10 protein-coding genes and 2 pseudogenes are annotated in these 19,354 nt (G+C 58.6%); 4 read left to right on the top strand and 8 right to left on the bottom strand.

The window, feature by feature from the left end; genetic code table 11:
• Window positions 1-23: 23 nt before the first annotated feature.
• Window positions 24-1,190, bottom strand: coding sequence for a thiolase domain-containing protein (locus DA792_RS01120; protein ID WP_107717635.1), 1,167 nt, complete (start codon window positions 1,188-1,190; stop codon window positions 24-26).
• 69 nt (window positions 1,191-1,259) lie between these two features.
• Window positions 1,260-2,516 carry a CobW family GTP-binding protein gene (locus tag DA792_RS01115; RefSeq protein ID WP_107717633.1) on the bottom strand — a complete coding sequence of 419 codons (1,257 nt, stop codon included), beginning with the start codon at window positions 2,514-2,516 and terminating at the stop codon, window positions 1,260-1,262.
• A 475-nt stretch (window positions 2,517-2,991) separates the two neighbouring features.
• Here DA792_RS01115 and DA792_RS01110 point away from each other — a divergent pair, with 475 nt between their 5' ends.
• Window positions 2,992-4,998: a sigma-54-dependent Fis family transcriptional regulator gene (locus DA792_RS01110; protein WP_107717631.1), complete on the top strand. Its 2,007-nt coding sequence runs from the start codon at window positions 2,992-2,994 to the stop codon at window positions 4,996-4,998.
• A 127-nt stretch (window positions 4,999-5,125) separates the two neighbouring features.
• Here DA792_RS01110 and DA792_RS01105 read toward each other — a convergent pair whose 3' ends face one another.
• From DA792_RS01105 to DA792_RS01085, 5 genes and pseudogenes are all read right to left on the bottom strand, one after another.
• Complete coding sequence (locus DA792_RS01105; RefSeq protein ID WP_107717628.1) at window positions 5,126-5,947, bottom strand: hypothetical protein; 822 nt, start codon at window positions 5,945-5,947, stop codon at window positions 5,126-5,128.
• A pseudogene (locus DA792_RS01100) lies at window positions 5,944-8,213 on the bottom strand (hydantoinase B/oxoprolinase family protein). Before DA792_RS01100 ends, DA792_RS01105 begins: the two are co-directional and overlap by 4 nt.
• Window positions 8,214-8,274: 61 nt before the next feature.
• Window positions 8,275-10,431, bottom strand: coding sequence for a hydantoinase/oxoprolinase family protein (locus DA792_RS01095; protein ID WP_107717626.1), 2,157 nt, complete (start codon window positions 10,429-10,431; stop codon window positions 8,275-8,277).
• Between the two features lie 115 nt (window positions 10,432-10,546).
• Complete coding sequence (locus tag DA792_RS01090; RefSeq protein WP_199908047.1) at window positions 10,547-10,945, bottom strand: acetone carboxylase subunit gamma; 399 nt, start codon at window positions 10,943-10,945, stop codon at window positions 10,547-10,549.
• 3 nt (window positions 10,946-10,948) lie between these two features.
• Entirely contained in the window at window positions 10,949-12,883 is a 1,935-nt protein-coding gene (locus DA792_RS01085; RefSeq protein WP_107717624.1) for a hydantoinase/oxoprolinase family protein, read from the bottom strand.
• A gap of 463 nt (window positions 12,884-13,346) precedes the next feature.
• Here DA792_RS01085 and DA792_RS01080 point away from each other — a divergent pair, with 463 nt between their 5' ends.
• Window positions 13,347-14,195 carry a LysR substrate-binding domain-containing protein gene (locus DA792_RS01080; RefSeq protein ID WP_107717958.1) on the top strand — a complete coding sequence of 283 codons (849 nt, stop codon included), beginning with the start codon at window positions 13,347-13,349 and terminating at the stop codon, window positions 14,193-14,195.
• Window positions 14,196-14,214: 19 nt separating this feature from the next.
• Here the strand turns inward: DA792_RS01080 and DA792_RS01075 are convergent, their stop codons facing one another.
• Window positions 14,215-15,177 carry a helix-turn-helix domain-containing protein gene (locus DA792_RS01075; protein WP_107717622.1) on the bottom strand — a complete coding sequence of 321 codons (963 nt, stop codon included), beginning with the start codon at window positions 15,175-15,177 and terminating at the stop codon, window positions 14,215-14,217.
• A gap of 269 nt (window positions 15,178-15,446) precedes the next feature.
• Here DA792_RS01075 and capB point away from each other — a divergent pair.
• Window positions 15,447-17,197 (top strand): annotated as a pseudogene (capB, locus tag DA792_RS01070) (caprolactamase subunit beta).
• Window positions 17,198-17,224: 27 nt separating this feature from the next.
• Window positions 17,225-19,345, top strand: a complete 2,121-nt coding sequence (gene capA, locus DA792_RS01065; RefSeq protein ID WP_107717620.1) for a caprolactamase subunit alpha — start codon at window positions 17,225-17,227, stop codon at window positions 19,343-19,345.
• The last annotated feature ends 9 nt before the right edge of the window (window positions 19,346-19,354 follow it).

Raw genomic sequence — 19,354 nt, 5'->3', positions numbered from 1 at the left:
GTTCCTCCCCTCAGCCGCGCACCTCAGACGTGGCCTGTTTCCAAGACGGTCGCATAGTTTGCCACAGCCGCGCCACCCATATTGACCACAACGCCAAGGCGCGGGGCCTCCACCTGAATCTCCCCCGCCGTACCGGTCAATTGCCGAAACGACAGCGCATGCATCGACACGCCGGTGGCGCCGACCGGATGGCCTTTGGCCTTGAGCCCACCAGACAGGTTCACCGGCAACCGCCCCCCGCGATAGACAGAACCGTCCGCCAACACAGTGGCGCCCTGCCCCGCGTCACACAGGCCAAGCGCTTCGTACATCAGCAATTCCGCGATGGTGAAACAGTCGTGCACCTCGGCAAATCCCACATCATCCACCGTGATCCCCGCCACCGCATAGGCCTGCGCCACGGCCCGTTTCGGACCTTCAAAGCGCAAAATACCATGACGCGACATGGGGAGAAAATCCGACACATGCACGGCAGCACGGATATGCGCACTGCGCGTATGGGCCGCCGGATCGGCACTGAGCACCACGGCGGCGGCACCATCAGAAATCAGCGAACAATCCGACAAGCGCAGCGGCGGCGCGATCAGCGGGTTCTTCTCGGTCACCTCGTTGCATTGCTCAAAGCTCAGATCGCGGCGCATTTGGGCCAGTGGATTGGCCAGAGCATTCTTGTGGTTCTTCGACGAAATCCGCGCCATGGCCTCACTCGGATTGCTGTAGCGCTCAGCATAGGCTTTGGCCGCGATGGCAAACACTTGCGGAAAGCTCAACCCGGCCTCACTCGGATCGCTTTGATACCCGGCACGGCCAAGCGAGGCGGTCACTTCGGGCGTGCTGCGGTGGGTCATTTTTTCGACACCCACCACCAAAACACGCTTGGCCCGACCCGCCAAAATAGCGTCCATCCCGGCGTAAATAGCCCCCGAACCTGAGGCACAGGCATTTTCAATCCGCGTCGCCGGTTTGAATCGCAATTGGTCGTCGGCCTGATGGATCAAAGACGAGGCAAACCCGTCGTCGGACATGCCAGCATTGAAATGTCCAAGATACACCGCATCAATGTCTTTGCCGCTGATCCCAGCTTCCGACAATGCCTCGCGCGTGGCGTCGACGATCAGGTCTTCTAGGCTGCGGGCATCGAGCCGCCCAAACGCGGTGTGGCCACTGCCCACGATATGAATGCCAGTCATGTTATTCTCCTTTGTGATTGTCATTTTGCCGCCCCTCTCTGAGCGACCTTGGGGTGACGGAGAGGTTCATCACCCAACTGATCCATGCGCATCGCGCAAAAACCGCGGCTGGATCACAAACGCCTCAGAGATCATCCCCGGTCGTGACGCCAAGGGCATCCGTTCGTTGAGCCAGTTGCGCGTGGCCAAATCCGGCAAGGCGGCCGCACGGCGCAGCGCCAACCTGTCCGCCGGAAACTCAGTTAACAGGGCGCGGATTGCCTGTTCATCCTCAGCCGTCAAATCCTCGCCTATCACCACCACCGCACCCTGCCCCGCGCGCAATGCCCCGGTCGCATCCTGTTTTGGCCAGCGCGCCATATGCACGGGCGCATAGGCGGTATCCTGCACGCATTGAATGGCGGTTGGTGTGTCGATCCCTTCAACCGCCACAATGCCTTTGAGGCGCAAAATCTGACCCGACCAGCGCGCAAGGATTTCACCGATCCGCACAGAAAAGCCCCGCCAGGCCACCGGCTTTGGCAAGCGCACGGAAAAGCTGCGGACGCGGCCGCTGTGGTGGTCATGTGTGACGGGGGAAAACGGCGCGGAGATCGTTTTCGTGCGCGATCCTGACGGGACATGGGCCTGTAACCAGCCTCCAAGGTCCTGCGGGATCTGTTCCGGCGCATAAAGCCCGCCGCCCAACACAGTGCTCACGGCCTCAACCGCCTCCGCCGCACTCATCCGAGGCGCGGCGGGGTTCAGCGCCCTCAAAGCTTTGGTCAGCTCTGCCCGTGCGGCGCGCGTTGCAAGGTCGGTTTTAGACAAGACGATACGGTCCGCCATACTGACCTGAACCCGAGCCTCGCGATGATGCGCCAGCTGGGCGGAGGCATGTTCACTGTCCACCACCGTGACGATCCCGTCACAGCGGAAACGGGCGGACACAAACCGATCCTCCATCAACGCCCGCACCACTGGCATCGGATCGGCCAGACCCGTGGTCTCGATCACCACACGAGACACCTGCGGAATATCGCGCCGTGCCATGCGGTCGTGCAGCCGCTTCAGTTCGGCGATCAGATCGCCCTGAACCGAGCAGCACACACAGCCAGATTCGAGAATCACCAAGGCCTCATCGATTCGCTCAACAAGGTGGTGATCAATGCCAATTTCACCGAACTCATTGATGAAAACAGCCGCCGAGGCCATTTCTGGCAGGCGCATGAGCTGATTTAAAAGTGTTGTTTTTCCGGCCCCCAAGAACCCGGTCAACAGGGTCACAGGCACCCGCCCAACGTCCGCAGGGCGCGCCAAAACAGCAAGGTTTTCGGGCGTTGTCATCGGCTTTCCTCCATCCATCCTCCCAAAAGAGAAGCAGGTTTCGTTCCACTCACGACTTTTCAGGCCAAACAACGGCTTGCCGTGAGCGTGCTTCAAACCTCTTCTCCAAAGCGTCCGGTTTTCGGTCTGAGCGCGGCCTGAGGGGCGTCCGAAAACCGGACGGTGGTGCCACGGTGCGCACAGATAAAACGCGGTCAAGACGACCGCTTCGTGGCTAAAAGGCCCGCACTGTGCGACACGCCCAATATGCATCGCGAGGACATAAACGGCCCCACAGGCTCAGCCGTGCAGGCCCCTTAGACCCCCGGCACAGACAGGCCAAAACGCAATAATTGTGGTGGAAAAGGCAAAGACTGTTAAACTACCGCGATAAAAATGCGCAAAGACGCGATTTCGGTCGCTGTCTTGGCTGGTGGACCATCTGCTTCGGGGAGGAAGCAGCCACCACTCACGCAACACTGGGAGGAGAACTGCAATGCCGGGAACCGCCTTGCGCCAGACATTTTCACGTCCAGAGAATGACCCGCAAATCATGACATCCTGGGAACGATTTCTACAGGGCGATGAACCGGGGTCTGATGCGCTGCGCCGGTTGATCGACGACTCTTGGCGCCGCTGCCAGGGCAAGGTCGATCCCACACGGGATCAGGCCCCGGTCCCCTTGGATGGCGATCCTCTGTATGGCCTTTTGGAAACCAACACGGAGCTTGTACAGGCCAGCGTGTCGGTGATGCAATCTGCGCGCGATTTTTTGCATGAAACCGGAACCGTCATGGTGCTGACCGATGCGGCTGGTGTGGTTTTGTCGATTGAGGGCGACACCTCTTTGCGTGACCCGGCTGAAAACATTCATCTGATGCCCGGTGCAAGTTGGAGTGAGGCCAGTTGTGGAACCAACGCCATCGGAACCGCGCTTGAAATCGGCCAACCGATCCAAATTCATTCCTCCGAACATTTTTGTTCCGGGATCAAACGGTGGTCCTGTTCGGCCAGTGTGATCCGTGATCCGATCAGCCATACGATCCTTGGCGCGATTGACATTTCCGGCCTGACAGACAGCTACAGCCGTCACGCTCTGGCGCTGGCTGTTGCCGCGTCTGGACGGATCGAAAACCGTCTGGCGCGTCAGGAAATGAAATTGCGATATCGGTTGCTTGACCACTATCTCGACCGGCTGAACAACGCCGGAAGCGACGGGTTGATCGTCTTTGATCGCCAAGGCCGCGCCGTCAAAGCCAATGACAGTGCCGCCGCGTTGATGACGCAACTGGCAAAGGGCCGCAATGATCCGGCCCTCACCATTCGCGATCTGACACTGCCCTGGCGCGATGGCAAGCTTGTGCCCGAAAAAATGCCGTCTTGGGTGGATCAGGACTGGATCGAGCCCGTCCATGTACAGGGACATCGCCTCGGCTCGATCCTTGTGCTACCCGACCGCAATGCCTTGGTCCAACGCAACAAAATCCACGACATTCCCCGCCCGCAGTCCGCACCAACCGATGCGTTTAACCGCCTGATTGGTGCCGCACCAAATTATGTGGCGGCGCTGAATCGGGCGCGACAACTGGCGAAAGCCTCGGTTCCCGTGCTGTTGCTGGGCGAAACCGGCGTTGGCAAGGACGCTTTTGCCCATGCCTTTCACGACACCGGGCCAGATCAAAAGGGCCCGTTCATGGCGGTCAATTGCGGCGGGTTTTCACGCGAACTTTTGACCAGTGAATTGTTCGGCTACGCGGAGGGCGCTTTTACCGGGGCCAAACGTGGCGGCATGATGGGGAAAATTGAAGCCGCCGATGGCGGCACATTGTTCTTGGATGAGATTGGCGAGATGCCTCTCGATCTGCAACCGCATCTGTTGCGGGTTTTGGAAACCGGCGAGATTTGCCGCATCGGTGAAAACCATCCGCGCAAAGTCCACTTTCGTCTGATCGCGGCGACCAACCGCGACCTCAAAGCCGAGGTGCAAGCCGGTCGATTCCGAATGGATTTGTACTATCGGATTGCCGTGACGTCTTTGGCGCTTCCCCCCCTGCGCGATCGGCGCAGCGATATTGTGCCGCTTGCGGAGTATTTTCTGGCCCAGATCGCGGCCCGGTATGACCGTCCGGTCCCACGGGTCGGGCATGGGATGCGGCGCGCCTTGGAGCAACATGATTGGCCGGGCAACATCCGCGAATTGCGCAACGCTTTGGAAGGCAGTCTGCTGGTCTGCGAGGGCGACTTTTTGGAGGCAGAGCATTTGCCATCTGAGCTTGGTCTGCCAGATGATCTGAGCTCTGACGCCCCCGCGCCGGATCATGCGGGGATCAGCCCCTTGGAGCTTGCTGAACGCGAGGCCATCATGACCGCAATCCGGGCGCATCAGGGCAACTTGACCTCGGTCGCGCGGGATCTGGGGATCGCGAAAAGTACGCTCTACATCAAACTGGAACGGTTTGGGTTAAAAGAAAGCGTCGCGATCCTACGCACGGTTCAACACTGACCTCACGAAAAACGGCGCCCCGGAGGAGGGGCGCCGTGATGACCTTGGCGTCGGTTTGAAAACGTCCACCCACTGGTCAAATCCGCCCGTGGGGAAGGGCGGAATTTGGGACATATGACCCGTGCATCTAGCCCCGCAGCTGAGCAATCGCGTCCAGCACCGCCTCTGGCGCATGTCCAACGGGGATCTCCGCAAAGGCAAACTGACCGGCCCCAATGTCCGGCAATGTGCCCTGTCCAAACAGATCAAGACTGACATCCCGGCCTTGGGCGCTTGCATCCGTGCCTATGGTGGCGTCAAACACCGCCGCTGACTCTGGGGAGACATCGCGCCCGACCACAGCCCAACGGTAGTGTTTGGCCGCATTCAGGATCGGAGAATAGCGGGAGGCCGGACCGGGGCTGGCGCCCTCTTCCACCAACAGCCCGCCCACCGGACGCGCGGACACACAGCGCAGGAAATCGGCCATATACATGGCGGCATCTTCCACCGCATCATCGTCGACCTCAGCCGGACGATCGACCATCTGTTGCGCCTCGGCCAGCCAAGCCCCCGGAGCTGGCATCACCAAAACCATCGGCACCTGAGCTTGCAAATTGGCGGCAACGGCCTCAGTCACCTCGTCCAAAAGCTGGCGCGGCCCCTCCTCTTCGAGCATCCGCCGCAACGGGTAGGTCACGCGCTTCTTGCTGGCCATATCGGCGCGCAAAGCGGGATGGCGATGCACCCAAGAGCGGAACAAATCCCCCAAATCCACCTCCGCAACATCGGCCCGCAGCAACCCGCGTGCCTGAGAGAAAAAAGACAGGTATTTCGCCGCCCCGTCCGCCCAAGGATCGCCACTTTCGCCCAGCAGAAGCCGCCGGGCATAGCCCGACGACTTCAACCAGACCCGCAGCGCCTTCGTACCCGAACCATCGGGCAGATCGTCTGCTAGGGTTTGGCTCATTTCTTTTCGTCCCCCATGGCACCTGCGGCCTCAAGGCGCGCTTCGAGTTCCGCGATGCGCACGTCTTTGGGGTGCATCATGTAATTCGGACGCGGTTGGTCGCCGCGGCGGATGATGTCCGGCGCGCCCATATAGAGCGTGCCAACATCATCGCCCCAACATCCGAAATATTGCAGATGCGACGGCGGCTTTGGTTTGTTCCAGCCTTTGACAAACTCAGCATAGGGGACCGAGCGTTTGATCCGGGCCTGACGTTCTTCGGCACGCGCGGCCTCGGTGGCGTCAAAATCAATCGCCAGCGTTGCGGCATCAAAGACCACTTTATAAAGGCGTGCGGCCACTTCGGGAGAGATCAGCCCCTCCTCGATGTCCTTGATGATATTTTCCGGATCGCGTTCCAGAAGATCACCATAGCCTGCGCCCGCGCCTTGGCTGATCATGAACAACTCGCCGCGTTTCGAGATCTCGAACCCCATGCCCATGTGATGGGTCGAATAATCGGCGTCCTCGAACGGTTGTTCGTTCATGATCTCTTCGATCGAGTGGCGGAACCGCTCTGGTTCGTTCATCAACACGTCATAGACATCAACATCCTTGACCTTTGACAACGGATAGGTGCCGCAGGCGTAGCCGCCAAACAGACCCTGAAGCGGCGGGATTTTGGCCCCTTGCGCCGTCGTCATGAACCCCCATTGTTCGGAATCCTTGGTGGCCACCATCATGGTATAGCCCTGACCACCGCGATATTTACCGGGGGCCACAGCGTCGCGGGTCATTTTTTTGGACACGAGCTGCAAGAAGGGCACTTCCTCCTCGTTCAGCTCCTGCTCACCGATGTCGGCCATGGTGGCAAAGATCGGCGCCAAAGCATGTTCGCCATCGCGGCTTGACGTAGCCCCCGCACCCATGCCGTTGAGGTCGGCACAGAGGTTGCCCAATGTTTCGCCATGCTGGCTTACCCCACCCCAGATGAAGGTGTTGATCATGTTGAAAGTCGGCGCATGCACCCGAGTGAATTTTTCCGGGCAGGAATACAGGAACTTGGCCACCGCATGTTGCCCGGCGGTGAACCCGGTGAAGATCGACATCAAGGATTGCGAGTTGGGCGCATCATAGGAACAGTTCACGATCGAATGCGGATCGGTGATCACTTCGATGGGCGCAAAAGCCGCCTGCCCACGCGGCAGGTCGGGCCAGACGTAGCACAAGAAGACCTGCGCCAGCATCCCTTTCAGGCCCGCAACAATCGTGTTGGTGGCGCGGTTGGTGAATTCGGGCGACGAGCCACGGAAGTCGAAAATCAACCGATCGCCGGTCTTGGTCAGTTTGCAATTGATCTTGACCACGCAGTTTTCACGCAGGGTGGAGTCCTGAATGATGTAGCTGCGCACGGTCATGTCCGGCCATTCCGAAATCCGGCGTTTCACCTCGGCACGCACGTTTTCCATAGTCAGGCGCAGCGTCGCCATCAAAGCCTCAGGACCATCCGAATTCAGCGTCTCTTCGATCCGCTGTTTGATGCGCAGACAGGCGAACAGTTTCACCTTCATGTCTTCGTATTGCAGCTTTGGCTCGCGCACCGAGTTTTGCAGGAAGGTCAGGATGTCGCGTTTGATTTGATAGTTCTCAACCACTTTGAAAGGCGACATTTTCAGCCCTTCATCAGAGGGGCTTTCAGCCATCGAGGGCATACCGCCCGGCTCAATCGCGCCATTCTCGCCTTCGTGCACGGTCGAGGCGACCCAGCACACCAGTTGACCCTTGTGAAAGATCGGGATGATCATCGACTGGTCGGTGTTGTGCACGTTGCCGTAGCGCGAGTCATTGTGGATGAAACCATCGCCGTCCTTCACGCCCACGGTTGGGTCATTCATCCAGTTTTTGATGATGAATTTGATCGGGTGGTGCACCAGCGCCGAAAAGATCAGAACGCCCCAGCCGAGGCAATGGCAAGATCACCACTGGCAGAATAAACGCCCGTGATCACGTCACCCCATTTCGCACCGGGTGCGGCACCCATCTGTTCGACCATCTCATAGCCTTCGTCACAGCCCGATTGGATGCGATCCCGGATTTTGGCCACGGTGTGGGCATCGCTGACCTTGCCAATCGCGTCGTCTTCGATCTCGGTGCGCGGCATCAGGTCATGGTTTTGCATGATCTCCGGGTCGGGACCGAGAAACAGCGTGGTGTCGTCAAGAAATTTCTTGATCAGGTTCATTTCTTCGAGTGTGGGCGTTTTCGCCCGTGTTGACATCTCGTTCATGGGACTCTCCTCCAAAGGGGTACACCCCCGACGCCTCCTCCGCGCCGGGGGGCAGATTGACTTAATGGCGGGTGATCGGCGTTTCGTTGCGCAAGAACCACGACGCGTCTTGTTTTGCCGCGACATAGGTCCAGCCGGGGTTCACCAAGAAGGTCGTGACTTCGGAGGCAACAATCGCTGGCCCTTCAATCTCGACACCGGGCTCAATGTCCTTGCGTGCCCAAACCGGGGTCTCAAAGGCACCGTCAACGCCAACAAAATGACAGGTCCGATGGCTTTGTGGAGCGGGCGGGGCCTTGCGGTCCGCCTTGGCCAACGGTTTGATGTCTTCGAATTTCACCGTCTCGTGTTTGGCATAGGCAGCCACACGAATGGTGTTGATGCGGATGCCCGCTTCCGGTGCCTGAGAGCCTTCGCCAAAACGCTTGCCGTAATCGTTGGAGAATTGCGAAATCATCGCCAACACATCCGCCGGGCCATGCACCTCATGACGCGGGATCACAGCCGTGGTTTGCACCAACTGGTTGCCATAGCGCATGTCGAGTTCCAGATCGTGACTGATCTGGTCCAGCGGCACACCCTGACGCAACAGGTCTTGGGTGCCTTTTTCCTTCAACTCCGCCACGATGGCATTGAACCGATCGTAGTCGTCAAAGATGTGGCGGGTGTTGCTGTCATAAAGCACCATGTAGAGCGACTGCTCGTGAATATGGAGCTGGTGCATGTTGCCTGCCCCCACGGCCGAGAAGACGGAGGACAAGGGCGGGGCCAGAATCTTGTCGATGCTGAGGTTCTGCGCGATACCGCAGCAATGCAGCGGACCGTTGCCACCATAAGCCAACATGGTGAAGTCTTTCGGGTCATAGCCACGCGCGCGCAGCTCGGTGAACAGACCGTTTGCCATGTTGTCATCGACCTTTTCGCGAATGAGCTTGGCGGCTTCGATCACGTCGCAATCCAACTCGTCGCACAGCGCGTCTTCAATCGCGGTCTTGGCCCGGCGCGGATTGAGCGGGATCGACCCGCCCGCGTAGTTTTCCGCGTCCAGATAGCCCAAAACCAGATCGGCATCGGTGACGGAGGGGCGCATCCCGCCGCGGTCGTAACAGGCCGGTCCCGGATCAGACCCCGCGCTTTCCGGCCCGCATTTCACCGTCTTGTACATCCGGTCGTAGGAGGCAATGGACCCGCCGCCCGCACCCAACGTCACAAGGTGAACCATGGGAACAGAGACAAGCCAGCGGTCGATGACCGGGTTGAAATCATAGTGCTTGATCCCGCCCTCGACGACGATGCCGATGTCATAGCTGGTGCCACCCATGTCGGTGGCAACAACATTGCCCAATTCAGCCTGCAAAGACAGGTGCTCGGACGCGCCGATGCCGGACACCGGTCCTGAGTGGATGGTTTGCAGCGCATCAGTCGAGTTCAACTGTGCCATACCGCCCGAATTGTGGATCACCAACATCGGCTTTTCGTATTTATGCGCCCGCAGGTTCTGCTCAAGCGCCGAGAGCGCGTGATACATGGTCGAATGCAGATAGCCATCGACGATGGCCGAGGTTGCGCGGACATATTCGCCTTTGCGGCCCGCCACCTGATGCGACAGGATCACCGGGATCGCACCGAGCAAATGCGACGGATATTCCTCCAACACAATCTCTTCGATGCGCTGTTCGTGTGCCGGATTCACAACCGAATTCACCAAGGCGACCACGATGATCTGTGCGCCGCGATCCACAAGCCCGCGCAGCTGACGACGCACGTCTTCTTCGTCCAGCTTCATCACCAGATTGCCTTCGAAGTCCAGTCGTTCGCGCACACCATAAATCATGTGCGGCTCCACCAGAGGGTCAGGACGCTGGGCATTGGGCATGTCTTGCTGGCCGAGGTTATCCAGACCTTCGCCATAGCCACGCGCCCGGCTCAGTGGCACAGTCGCCTCATAGCCCGCTGTCACCAACATGCCGATTTTCGGACCTTTATGTTCAATCAGAGCATTGGTGCCCAGCGTTGTCGCATAGCGCACGCTGTCCACTTCGCCCAAAATCTCTTCCAACCCCAAACCCAACGTGGTGCAGGCTTTGCCCAGAGCTTCGTTAAAGCCCATCGCCAGGTTGTGATGCGTCGTCAGAGCTTTGGTTTCGATATATTGCTGGCCCCAAACGACGAAACAGTCGGTGAAGGTGCCGCCGATATCAACGGATACACGTTTCATACTCTCTCCCTTATGTGCTGCGGAGGCGGCAAGTCTCCTCGACCTTGCGAACACACCCCCGGTGTCACCCGCGCCATCACAGCGCGGGTCTTGGCGTTATTTTCCGTGCTTACGGTCAGTGGCTATGGCCGCGTTCAGGCATCACCACGGGACCCGCATCCGGCAGCGCCGCAGGACCACGCGCGGCCCATTGCGCTTTCAATGCCGCGACATCGACCTGCATGTCCCAAAGCGGGGGATGGCCCGGAATGGCGTATTCGGTTTCAACCTGCGTGCCGCAGCTTGGGCAGCAGAATTCCAGAATACGCACCCATTCCGGGTCTGGGCTAAAGGTGAAACGGTATTTGTCCGGGTCGATGATGGGCGGATGGATGTCGCGCGGATCGCGGTTGTGAACCAACAATCCTTCTTTGTAATTGCCATCGGCAGGCGCAATCACATGATCGCAAACGCGGCACTCCCATTTTTCGGTTTCCAGATCAATTCGTAGATATTCCGTCATCGGAATCTTCATGGCTCAGCCCTCCCGGTCCAAAATCACGTCGCCCGCTTCGCTGACGACAAAACCCCAACCCGCAGGCACGCGAGCGGTAAAATAGTCTTCTTCAAGGATGGCCGGGCCAGCCGCAAAATCGCCCTTTTTCAGGCTGCCCAAGGCGTAAACCGGCAGGTCGATCCGGCCTTTTTCAGGCACGAGCACTTTGCGGTGCTCCGCAGCTTTCGCGGCGGCTTTGCGCGACACTGCGATGTGCCCCGTGTCGCCTTGGCGGAGGCTTTTGATCGCGCTGAGTTCCAATTCCACCGACGCAGCTCCGGCCAAGTCAGATGGGAAATCGTCCCCTTCGGTCAGGGGTCGCACCACTTCGCCCGTATCGGTCTGAGCCACCAGTTGAGCCAAGATCGTATAGCTGCCCGGCTCAAACCCTTCCGCGAACATATCGCGCGCAGCTTTGACATTCAGGGTGTCCAAAGTCGCATTCAGGCACGCCGTGTCACAGGTCTCAAGACTGACCACATAGCGTTGCGACACGTCGCAAGACCCGATGCCATAGGCCGAAAAGACCGCGGCCATTGCAGGCACAGCCACACGGGAAATCCCGGCTTTTTCGGCCACACCACAGGCATTCAGTGGTCCAGCGCCGCCAAAGGCCATCATCACCGTATCAGAAGAAATCGTGGTGCAGCGGTACAGTTCCTCGGCAATTTTCGCCTCGAACGCATCCGACATCGCAAGCAACGCCGTTTCAAGGTTTACACCCAACGGATCGGCCACATTGGCCATCACCGCCGCTTCTGCGCGCGCAAGATCAAGCCCCATGTCTCCGCCAAAATACGACATCGGATCAAGGAGCCCCAACAGCAAACTGGCATCCGTGATGGTCGCCTCTTTGCCGCCACGCCCAAAACAGGCCGGACCCGGCAATGCGCCGACGCTCTCCGGACCGATGACAATTTGGCCCTCTTTCACCCGAAAGATGGAACTGCCCCCGGCACCTGCCGACATGATTTCACACAGTGGAAAGGAGACGCTGATGCCTTCGACATGACCGCGCCGCATTTCGGCAACGCGCCCTTCGGTGCATTGGCCAATGTCCGTGGTGGTTCCGCCCACGTCGATGGAAACCGTGTCCCGAAATCCGTACAGCGAGGCAAAGGTTTTCACCCCTTCCATGCCGCCACGCGGTCCCGACGAATAGGTTTTGATCGCCACGGTTTTGGCCACGCGCGAGGCATCGCCATCATTGCGGAAAATCAACAGCGGGTTTTTCGTGCGAAACGCACGCAGACGGTTTTCGGCGTTGTACAAAAACGCCTCCATCGACGGATGCAGGAAAGAATTGATCACCGCCGACCATGCCCGCCGATCAGGATTGGCATCGACCGTCAGATCCGACGCGTAGAGCACCGGCACCGCCCCCAACAAATGGCGCGGGTATTTGCGCAGCGCGATTTTCTTCACGCGCTCTTCTGCATCGCCGAAATCTGCGCCGCTGAAACAGACCACAAGACGGTTTGCGCCCATTGCGGTCAATTGATTGATCACCTTGACCACATCGACTTCGGCGGCATCGCTGTGCAATGTCGCTGTGTCGACAAAAGCCACCCGATCCCCGATCAACGCGTCATAGACTTCGGGATCATGGTCGCGCAGTGAGGCCACAAGATCCTTGGACTCCGTGTCGAGCACCAGACCCAGTTTCGGCCCCTTGCGCTCACAAATCGCGTTTGTGCCCTGGGTGGTGGAATAACGGATCAGGTCCACCTCTTCGAGCAGACGCTTGACGTCCGTGGCGCCATAGACCACCTCGGAGGCTTTGGTCAGACCCTCGAAAAAACATTTCGACAAATCGTAAGGCGTGGTCAGAACCTTGGTCTTTTGAACGCCGTCGTCCGACATGATACACACATCGGTCAGCGTTCCTCCGTTATCAATATTGATCTGAAATGCCATCGTGCATCTCTCCTCCCATCCTTGTTGCGCAGTGATCCTGCGGTAAAGAGCGTGTCTTACGCCGGGATCACGGTCGCTGAGGCCACGGGGGCTCCTCTCCCCTTGGCCGGACCGTCGATCCTACCCAATGGGATGCAGGTTCTTTTCCAACCCGCGAACAGACCGGTCAAAAATATTTAACCATTTGTTTTATAATGACTTAATATTTCCCCCTCACAACGGGAGGGGGAACAAAAACGTCTGTGCGTTCGATTTCGAGACGTGCCGCAACGCAGCATGGCCGAAGATCAGACAGGCACGATCTTGTGCCACTGGCGTTTGACATTGGCCTGCGCTGATGCGGGGATGAAACGGACGAGATCAGGTTTAAACGCCAAAAGGGCAGACGCAGGGTCGGTAAAGGCCGAAAGCGGGTGACGAGATATCTTGCTGTGATATGCTGCCCCGAAAATGGCACACCAACATGATCACTAATCTCGAAGCAGACCTGTTGCGCACCTTTGTCGCGATTGCGGAAGAGGGCGGATTCACTGCGGCGGCGCGGCGGGTCTATCGCACGCAATCCGCCGTCAGTCAGCAAATGAAGCGCCTTGAAGAAACACTGGGCATCCCCCTGTTTGAAAAGCTGGGTCGCAAACGGCGACTGACGCAGGCAGGTCAGAACCTTTTGAGCTATGCGCGTCAAATCATCAGTCTGAACGATCAGGCCGTGATGATGGTGCATGCCTCACAAGAGGTCGGCGAAGTCCGCATCGGTGCCCCGCACGATATTGCAGATTCCATTCTGCCGCTGTTTCTGTCGACTTATGCCCAGACCAATCCGCGTGTTCACGTCATGCTCAAAGTGGACCGCAGCCCGAACCTTATGCCTTTGCTTGAGGACGGGCGGCTCGATATGACCCTGACCACACGCCATTCCGAACGGTTCGAAGGCAAACTTTTGCGCAGCTCACCGACGGTTTGGATCGCCTCTTCCATGTTGCGACTGGAACGCAATCAACCCGTGCCTTTGGTGCTTGCGGATTCTCCGTCCATCTTTCGCCGGATCGCGCTTGATGCGCTTGAACAACGCGGGGTGGCCCATATCGAACGCTATACCTGTCCAAGCCTGTCGGGGATTCATGTTGCTTTGAACGCCGGATTGGGCGTGACCGCGCGCACACCGGAAATGGTGACCCAAGATTTGCGTATCCTTGGTGAGCGCGAAGGGTTGCCTCCCCTGCCCGACATCAATTTCTACATCTATCGCCGCAACGGCGCGCTGTCTCAGGCGGCCAATGCCCTTTTCGATCAGATTTGTGCTGAGAGATGAAGTCCATTGCCGGACCGGATCAGGCGAGCCGTTGCGTCGCGCTGCGTTGGAATTCTGAGGGCGTCATCCCGAACTTGGCCTTAAAGAGCCGCGAGAACTGCGCCTGATCTGCGAACCCGAAACGGTAGGCGACCTCGGAAATCGACAGATCGCGTGAGGCCTGCAACCGGTCCCGCGCGGCCACCAACCTCTGATCTCGGATTTGCTGGCTGACGGTGCCGTTCATATCTTTGAAAAGATCGTGCAAGTACCGTTTGGAGATACCGCAGGCTTCGGCAATGAGATCGGGCGAAAGATCGGGGTCTTTCAGATTGGCGCGGATGTATTTCTCGACCCTGGAAAGATGTGCGGCCCGCACCGAAGAATAGCCACTTTCGCAGGCGTTCGAGGCATCGTTGAGCGCAAGGCCGAGAAGTTCAAGCAGGTGGCGTCCGATGGTTTCACGAGCCGATGGCGTGAGATCGTCGATCTGGCTCTGAGCATGGCTGACCATCGTGGCAAAAAGCCCCGCCGTTCCGGTGGTGGCGTCGATCACACGCGCGCAAAACCGATCGGGCTGACGCACCCGCTCGGCCAACGCCCGGCGGCTGACTTTGAGCACGTACAAATCGTTAGGGCGTTCATAGAGGAACCGATAAGGCTCGTCACCGCGCTCGAGAATAAAACCGCCAGGATCGCAGCGCAGGTCGCGGCCCATCTGGCGGAACTCAACCGAGGTCGCGCGCGGCAGCGTGACGAGATATTCCTCTTCCTGAGTATTGCAAATATGCGAGCGCCGACGTTCGTAATTCACCGGGTCAGAGGTGAGCCGTGACATACCCACATGGCCCAGTTCAACGCGAGACAGTTCGCCATTGAAACGGATCGGGTCGCGAAATTGCAACTCCAGCGGAAAATACGCCTCCGACACCACCGCATTCCATTTGCTGGAACGATGCTGCGGTTCTGTTGCACCCGTCGAAAAGCGGAACGCAGCTGTCATCGAAAAGTCCTCCCTTCGTAAACATTACGTGACGCTGTGATCAAAACAAAAGAAAAACAGGCGGTCTGCGCTCTGCGTCAACTCATCTTGCGCTGGTTGACAAATTTTTCTGCGCCGTTTGCCAAAGCTTTGTGCACGGAGCGTCAAGACTGGAATCGATTTCCCGGAAACCCTGTTTGGCAGATCGACGTGCAGGACAAACGCGCCGGATCGGAAGGGCCTTCAGCCCCCGTCAGGCACTGTTCTGCCCCCAGCAGAGGACCGGAAATATGGCAAAACGACAAGTCGACCCAATCACACTTTCCGTCGTGAGAGGTGTTCTTGAGACCACGCAGCGCGAAATGACGATGGCACTGGAAAAGACCGCACGCAGTTCGGTGTTCAACCTCGCGCATGATTATTCCACGGCACTGTTCAACCACACGCCCGAGATGATCCTGCAAGGGCAAGACATCCCGATCCATCTGGGATCGCTCATTCCTGCGATGAAAGCGGTCGATAAGTTTTTCGAGGGCGATATCCATGAGGGCGATCTGATCCTGCACAACGATCCAGATTATGCCGGATCGCATATCATCGACACATGCATGTACTACCCGGTGTTTTATCAAGGCGAGTTGGCGTTTTGGACGGTCTGCAAGGGCCATTTGACCGACATCGGCGGCCCGGTTCCCGCGGGCTATAACCCCGAGGCCAAAGAAATCTACGCCGAAGGGCTGCGCATTCCGCCGGTCAAAATCTGGGACAAAGGGGTGCCGCGCAACGATGTGCTGAACCTCTTGTTAACCAACATGCGGGCACGGAGGGATCAGGAAGGCGATTTCAACGCCCTGATTGGCGCTTGCCAAGTCGGTGCCCGCAACCTTGTGGCGTTGATGGACAAATACGGCAAAGACGTTGTCCAGGACTGCATTGAAGACCTTTTGTCGATGGCCAATCGCCATATGTCGGGCTTGATCGCAAAGGTCCCGGATGGGACATATTCCGGCACCGCCATTCTGGAAGATGCGGGACACGGCTTTGGCGATTTCGACATCACCGCAACGGTGACGATCACAGGCGAGACCTGTCATATCGAAATCGAGAGCCCGCCGCAGATCCCGTATTTCATCAATTCCTACGAGGGCAATTCCTACTCCGGCGTCTATCTCGGCCTGATGATGTTCGCCCAGTTGCCTCCCCCTATAACGAAGGGCTTTACCGCAATGTGACGGTGGACATGGGGCCCAAGGGCACGTTGTGCAACGCCAAGCCGCCAGCGCCGCATATGAACTGCACCACCACGCCCATGGAAACGCTGACAGATGCGGTCCGGCTGGCCTTCGAACAGGCGGCACCGGACAAGGTTTCAGCGTCGTGGGGTCATGCCAATGGCTGCAACATTGCGGGTTGGGATACGCGACATGACGAAGAATACGTGACCATGGTTCTGGCGTCGATCATCTCAGGAGCCGGGGCCACAGCGAGCCAGGACGGGTGGCACGCCTGCGGACCGGAATGCTGTTTTGGGGCGTTGACCTCAGGCGATATCGAGATGCTGGAGCATTCCTATCCGATCATCATCCACGAATACGGATTGATGACGGACAGCGGCGGTGCGGGCAAATTCCGTGGCGGTTCAGGCACGCGGTGGGAAGTCGAACCGCTTGACCGGGACATGACGTTGATCACGTTCGGCGAAGGGCGCCGTATCCCGGCTATGGGCGCGGCTGGGGCGAAATCCGCCATGGTCGAAAAAAAGGTCGGACGCTTGGAAGTCACCCGCGCGGGCGAAACTCAGATCATTATCGATAACGTCATCGAAACCATTCGCCCCGGCGAACGCGCCGCCAATCTCAACCCAGGCGGCGGCGGATATGGCAACCCCTTCGAGCGCGAGGTGCAAAAGGTGGTGGCCGACATCCGAAACGGGCTCGTTTCGATCGCCGGTGCCCGGCTCGATTATGGCGTCGTCATTGCCGACCCTGAAACGTTGACCGTAGACGAAGCCGCCACAGCCAAAGCCCGCGCGGCGGCCTGAAGTCTCTGACATAAAAGGATTATTCTCATGCGTAGCAAATATCGTCTGGGCATCGACGCTGGCGGCACGTTCACAGATTTCATTCTGGCCCGTGCCAATGGTGACGTGCAAATTTTCAAAGTGCTCTCAACGCCAACCGAACCGACCAAGGCCATCCGCAACGGGCTTGCGCTGATCTCTGACGAAACCGGGCTTAGCGCGGCAGAGATCGTGTCCCAATCTGACCTCTGTATCAACGGCACCACCGTCGGCCTGAATGCGCTGATCACCCACACCGGCGCCAAGACCGGCTTGATCGCCACCCGCGGCCACGAAGATTCAATTGAAATTCGGTTGGGACACAAGGAAGACGGCTATCGGTATGACCCTGAATATCCCCCAGCGACAATGTTGGTGCCACGCCACCTGCGCAAAGGGGTCAACGAGCGCGTGATTTCCGACGGGTCAGTGCGCACCGCCTTGAGCGAAGAAGATGTGCGCGACGCTTGTCGGTATTTCATCGCTGAAGGGGTGGAGTCGGTCGCGATCAGCTTTGTCTGGTCGGTGCTACACCCCGAACATGAGATGCGTGCAGCCGAGATCGTGCGCGAGATGATGCCCGATGTGCGACTGACCATCGGCAGTCGGCTTTACCCGCAAGTGCGCGAATACACCCGGACCTCGACGGCCATCGTCAACGCCTATCTGGCCCCGATCCTGCAACGCTATGTCGAGGGGGTCGATGCCTACTTCCGCGAATTGGGTTCGAAACACCCGGTCCGCTATTTCCAGTCAAACGGCGGGCTCGCGCTGGGAAAGGTGGTGGCGGATCAATCGGTCTACGCGATCAACTCCGGCCCAGCCTCAGCGCCACAAGCGGCCCTCGACGTGGGCGCGCCTTGGGACGAGAAGAACATCATCACCTGCGACATGGGCGGAACCTCGTTCGACATTACGCTGACCAAGGACGGAAAAGCCAACGTCAACAAGAACATCGACTTTCTACGCTATCGCATCGGCATTCCGATGATCCAAGTGGAAACGCTGGGTGCCGGTGGCGGCTCGATCGGGTGGATTGATGAAATGGGCCTGATGCAAATGGGTCCGCAATCGGCGGGCTCGGAACCCGGTCCGGCCTGTTATGGTCAGGGCGGCGAACGACCGACCACAACCGATGCCAATCTTGTCCTGGGCTATCTCAACGCAGATGGGCTTGTGGGGGGGCGCCTGCCGCTCGACATCGAAAAATCCCGCTCTGCGATCAAAACCAATTTGGCCGACCCACTGGGCCTGAGCGTGGAAAAAGCCGCCTACGGCATGTTCACCATCGTGAACAACAACATGGTCAATGCGATCCGCCGGGTTTCGGTGGAACGCGGCTATGATCCGCGTGATTTCGTTCTGATGGGGGCAGGCGGCGCGACCGGAGCACATATCACAGCGCTTGCCCGCGAAATGGGCATTTCAAAAGTACTGATTTCCAAACTGGCCTCGGGGCTTTGTGCATATGGCCAGATTATTTCGGACGTGAAATACAACTACATGGCACCAGCGCCGTTGCGACTTCAGGGTGCTGAGGCGGCGCAGACACTCGACGGGCTGTTCAATGGGCTAGAAGCGCGCGGGCGCGCGGATCTGGAGGGAGACGGGTTCAGCGAAAGCGACATCTCGATCCACCGCACGCTGGATATGCGCTATGTCGGACAGGTGCATGAATGCACCGTGGAAATCGGCCCTTTCGAGGTGACCGAAGCCACGCTTGAGGACATCAAAGCCGCATTCCACACGCGCCACCGCGAACTTTACACCTATGATGAACCCCATAACGCGGTCGAGGTGGTGAACGTGGAAAGCGCGATCACCGGCCATGTGGACAAACCGCAACGGATGATGATCGCAGCGGGCAACGGTGCCGCGTCGGCACTGAAAACCCATCGCGAGATGGTGTTCCATGCCGATGGCCGCACGCAAAAAACGCCCGTCTATGACGGGGCGGCATTGGGGGCAGGCGATGTCCTACATGGGCCTGCGGTGATTGAGGAAGTGACCACCACGATTGTCGTCGAACCCGGCTGGACGGTGAACCTACACAAAACCGGCACATACGTTCTCACAGCGGACATTGCGGTCACGCGCACAGCGCCCGCCCACGAACTGGCCGAGGCGTGAACGGTGGTG

This window comes from Celeribacter baekdonensis, from assembly GCF_003047105.1.
GTDB lineage: Bacteria > Pseudomonadota > Alphaproteobacteria > Rhodobacterales > Rhodobacteraceae > Celeribacter > Celeribacter baekdonensis_B.
This window is presented reverse-complemented; position numbering and strand designations above follow the sequence as displayed.

Excerpts from the sequence above, each read along its gene's own strand:
- DA792_RS01120 (WP_107717635.1), bottom strand. The coding sequence starts at position 1,190 with ATGACTGGCATTCATATCGTGGGCAGTGGCCACACCGCGTTTGGGCGG.
- DA792_RS01115 (WP_107717633.1), bottom strand. The coding sequence starts at position 2,516 with ATGACAACGCCCGAAAACCTTGCTGTTTTGGCGCGCCCTGCGGACGTT.
- DA792_RS01110 (WP_107717631.1), top strand. The coding sequence starts at position 2,992 with ATGCCGGGAACCGCCTTGCGCCAGACATTTTCACGTCCAGAGAATGAC.
- DA792_RS01105 (WP_107717628.1), bottom strand. The coding sequence starts at position 5,947 with ATGAGCCAAACCCTAGCAGACGATCTGCCCGATGGTTCGGGTACGAAG.
- DA792_RS01095 (WP_107717626.1), bottom strand. The coding sequence starts at position 10,431 with ATGAAACGTGTATCCGTTGATATCGGCGGCACCTTCACCGACTGTTTC.
- DA792_RS01090 (WP_199908047.1), bottom strand. The coding sequence starts at position 10,945 with ATGAAGATTCCGATGACGGAATATCTACGAATTGATCTGGAAACCGAA.
- DA792_RS01085 (WP_107717624.1), bottom strand. The coding sequence starts at position 12,883 with ATGGCATTTCAGATCAATATTGATAACGGAGGAACGCTGACCGATGTG.
- DA792_RS01080 (WP_107717958.1), top strand. The coding sequence starts at position 13,347 with ATGATCACTAATCTCGAAGCAGACCTGTTGCGCACCTTTGTCGCGATT.
- DA792_RS01075 (WP_107717622.1), bottom strand. The coding sequence starts at position 15,177 with ATGACAGCTGCGTTCCGCTTTTCGACGGGTGCAACAGAACCGCAGCAT.
- capA (WP_107717620.1), top strand. The coding sequence starts at position 17,225 with ATGCGTAGCAAATATCGTCTGGGCATCGACGCTGGCGGCACGTTCACA.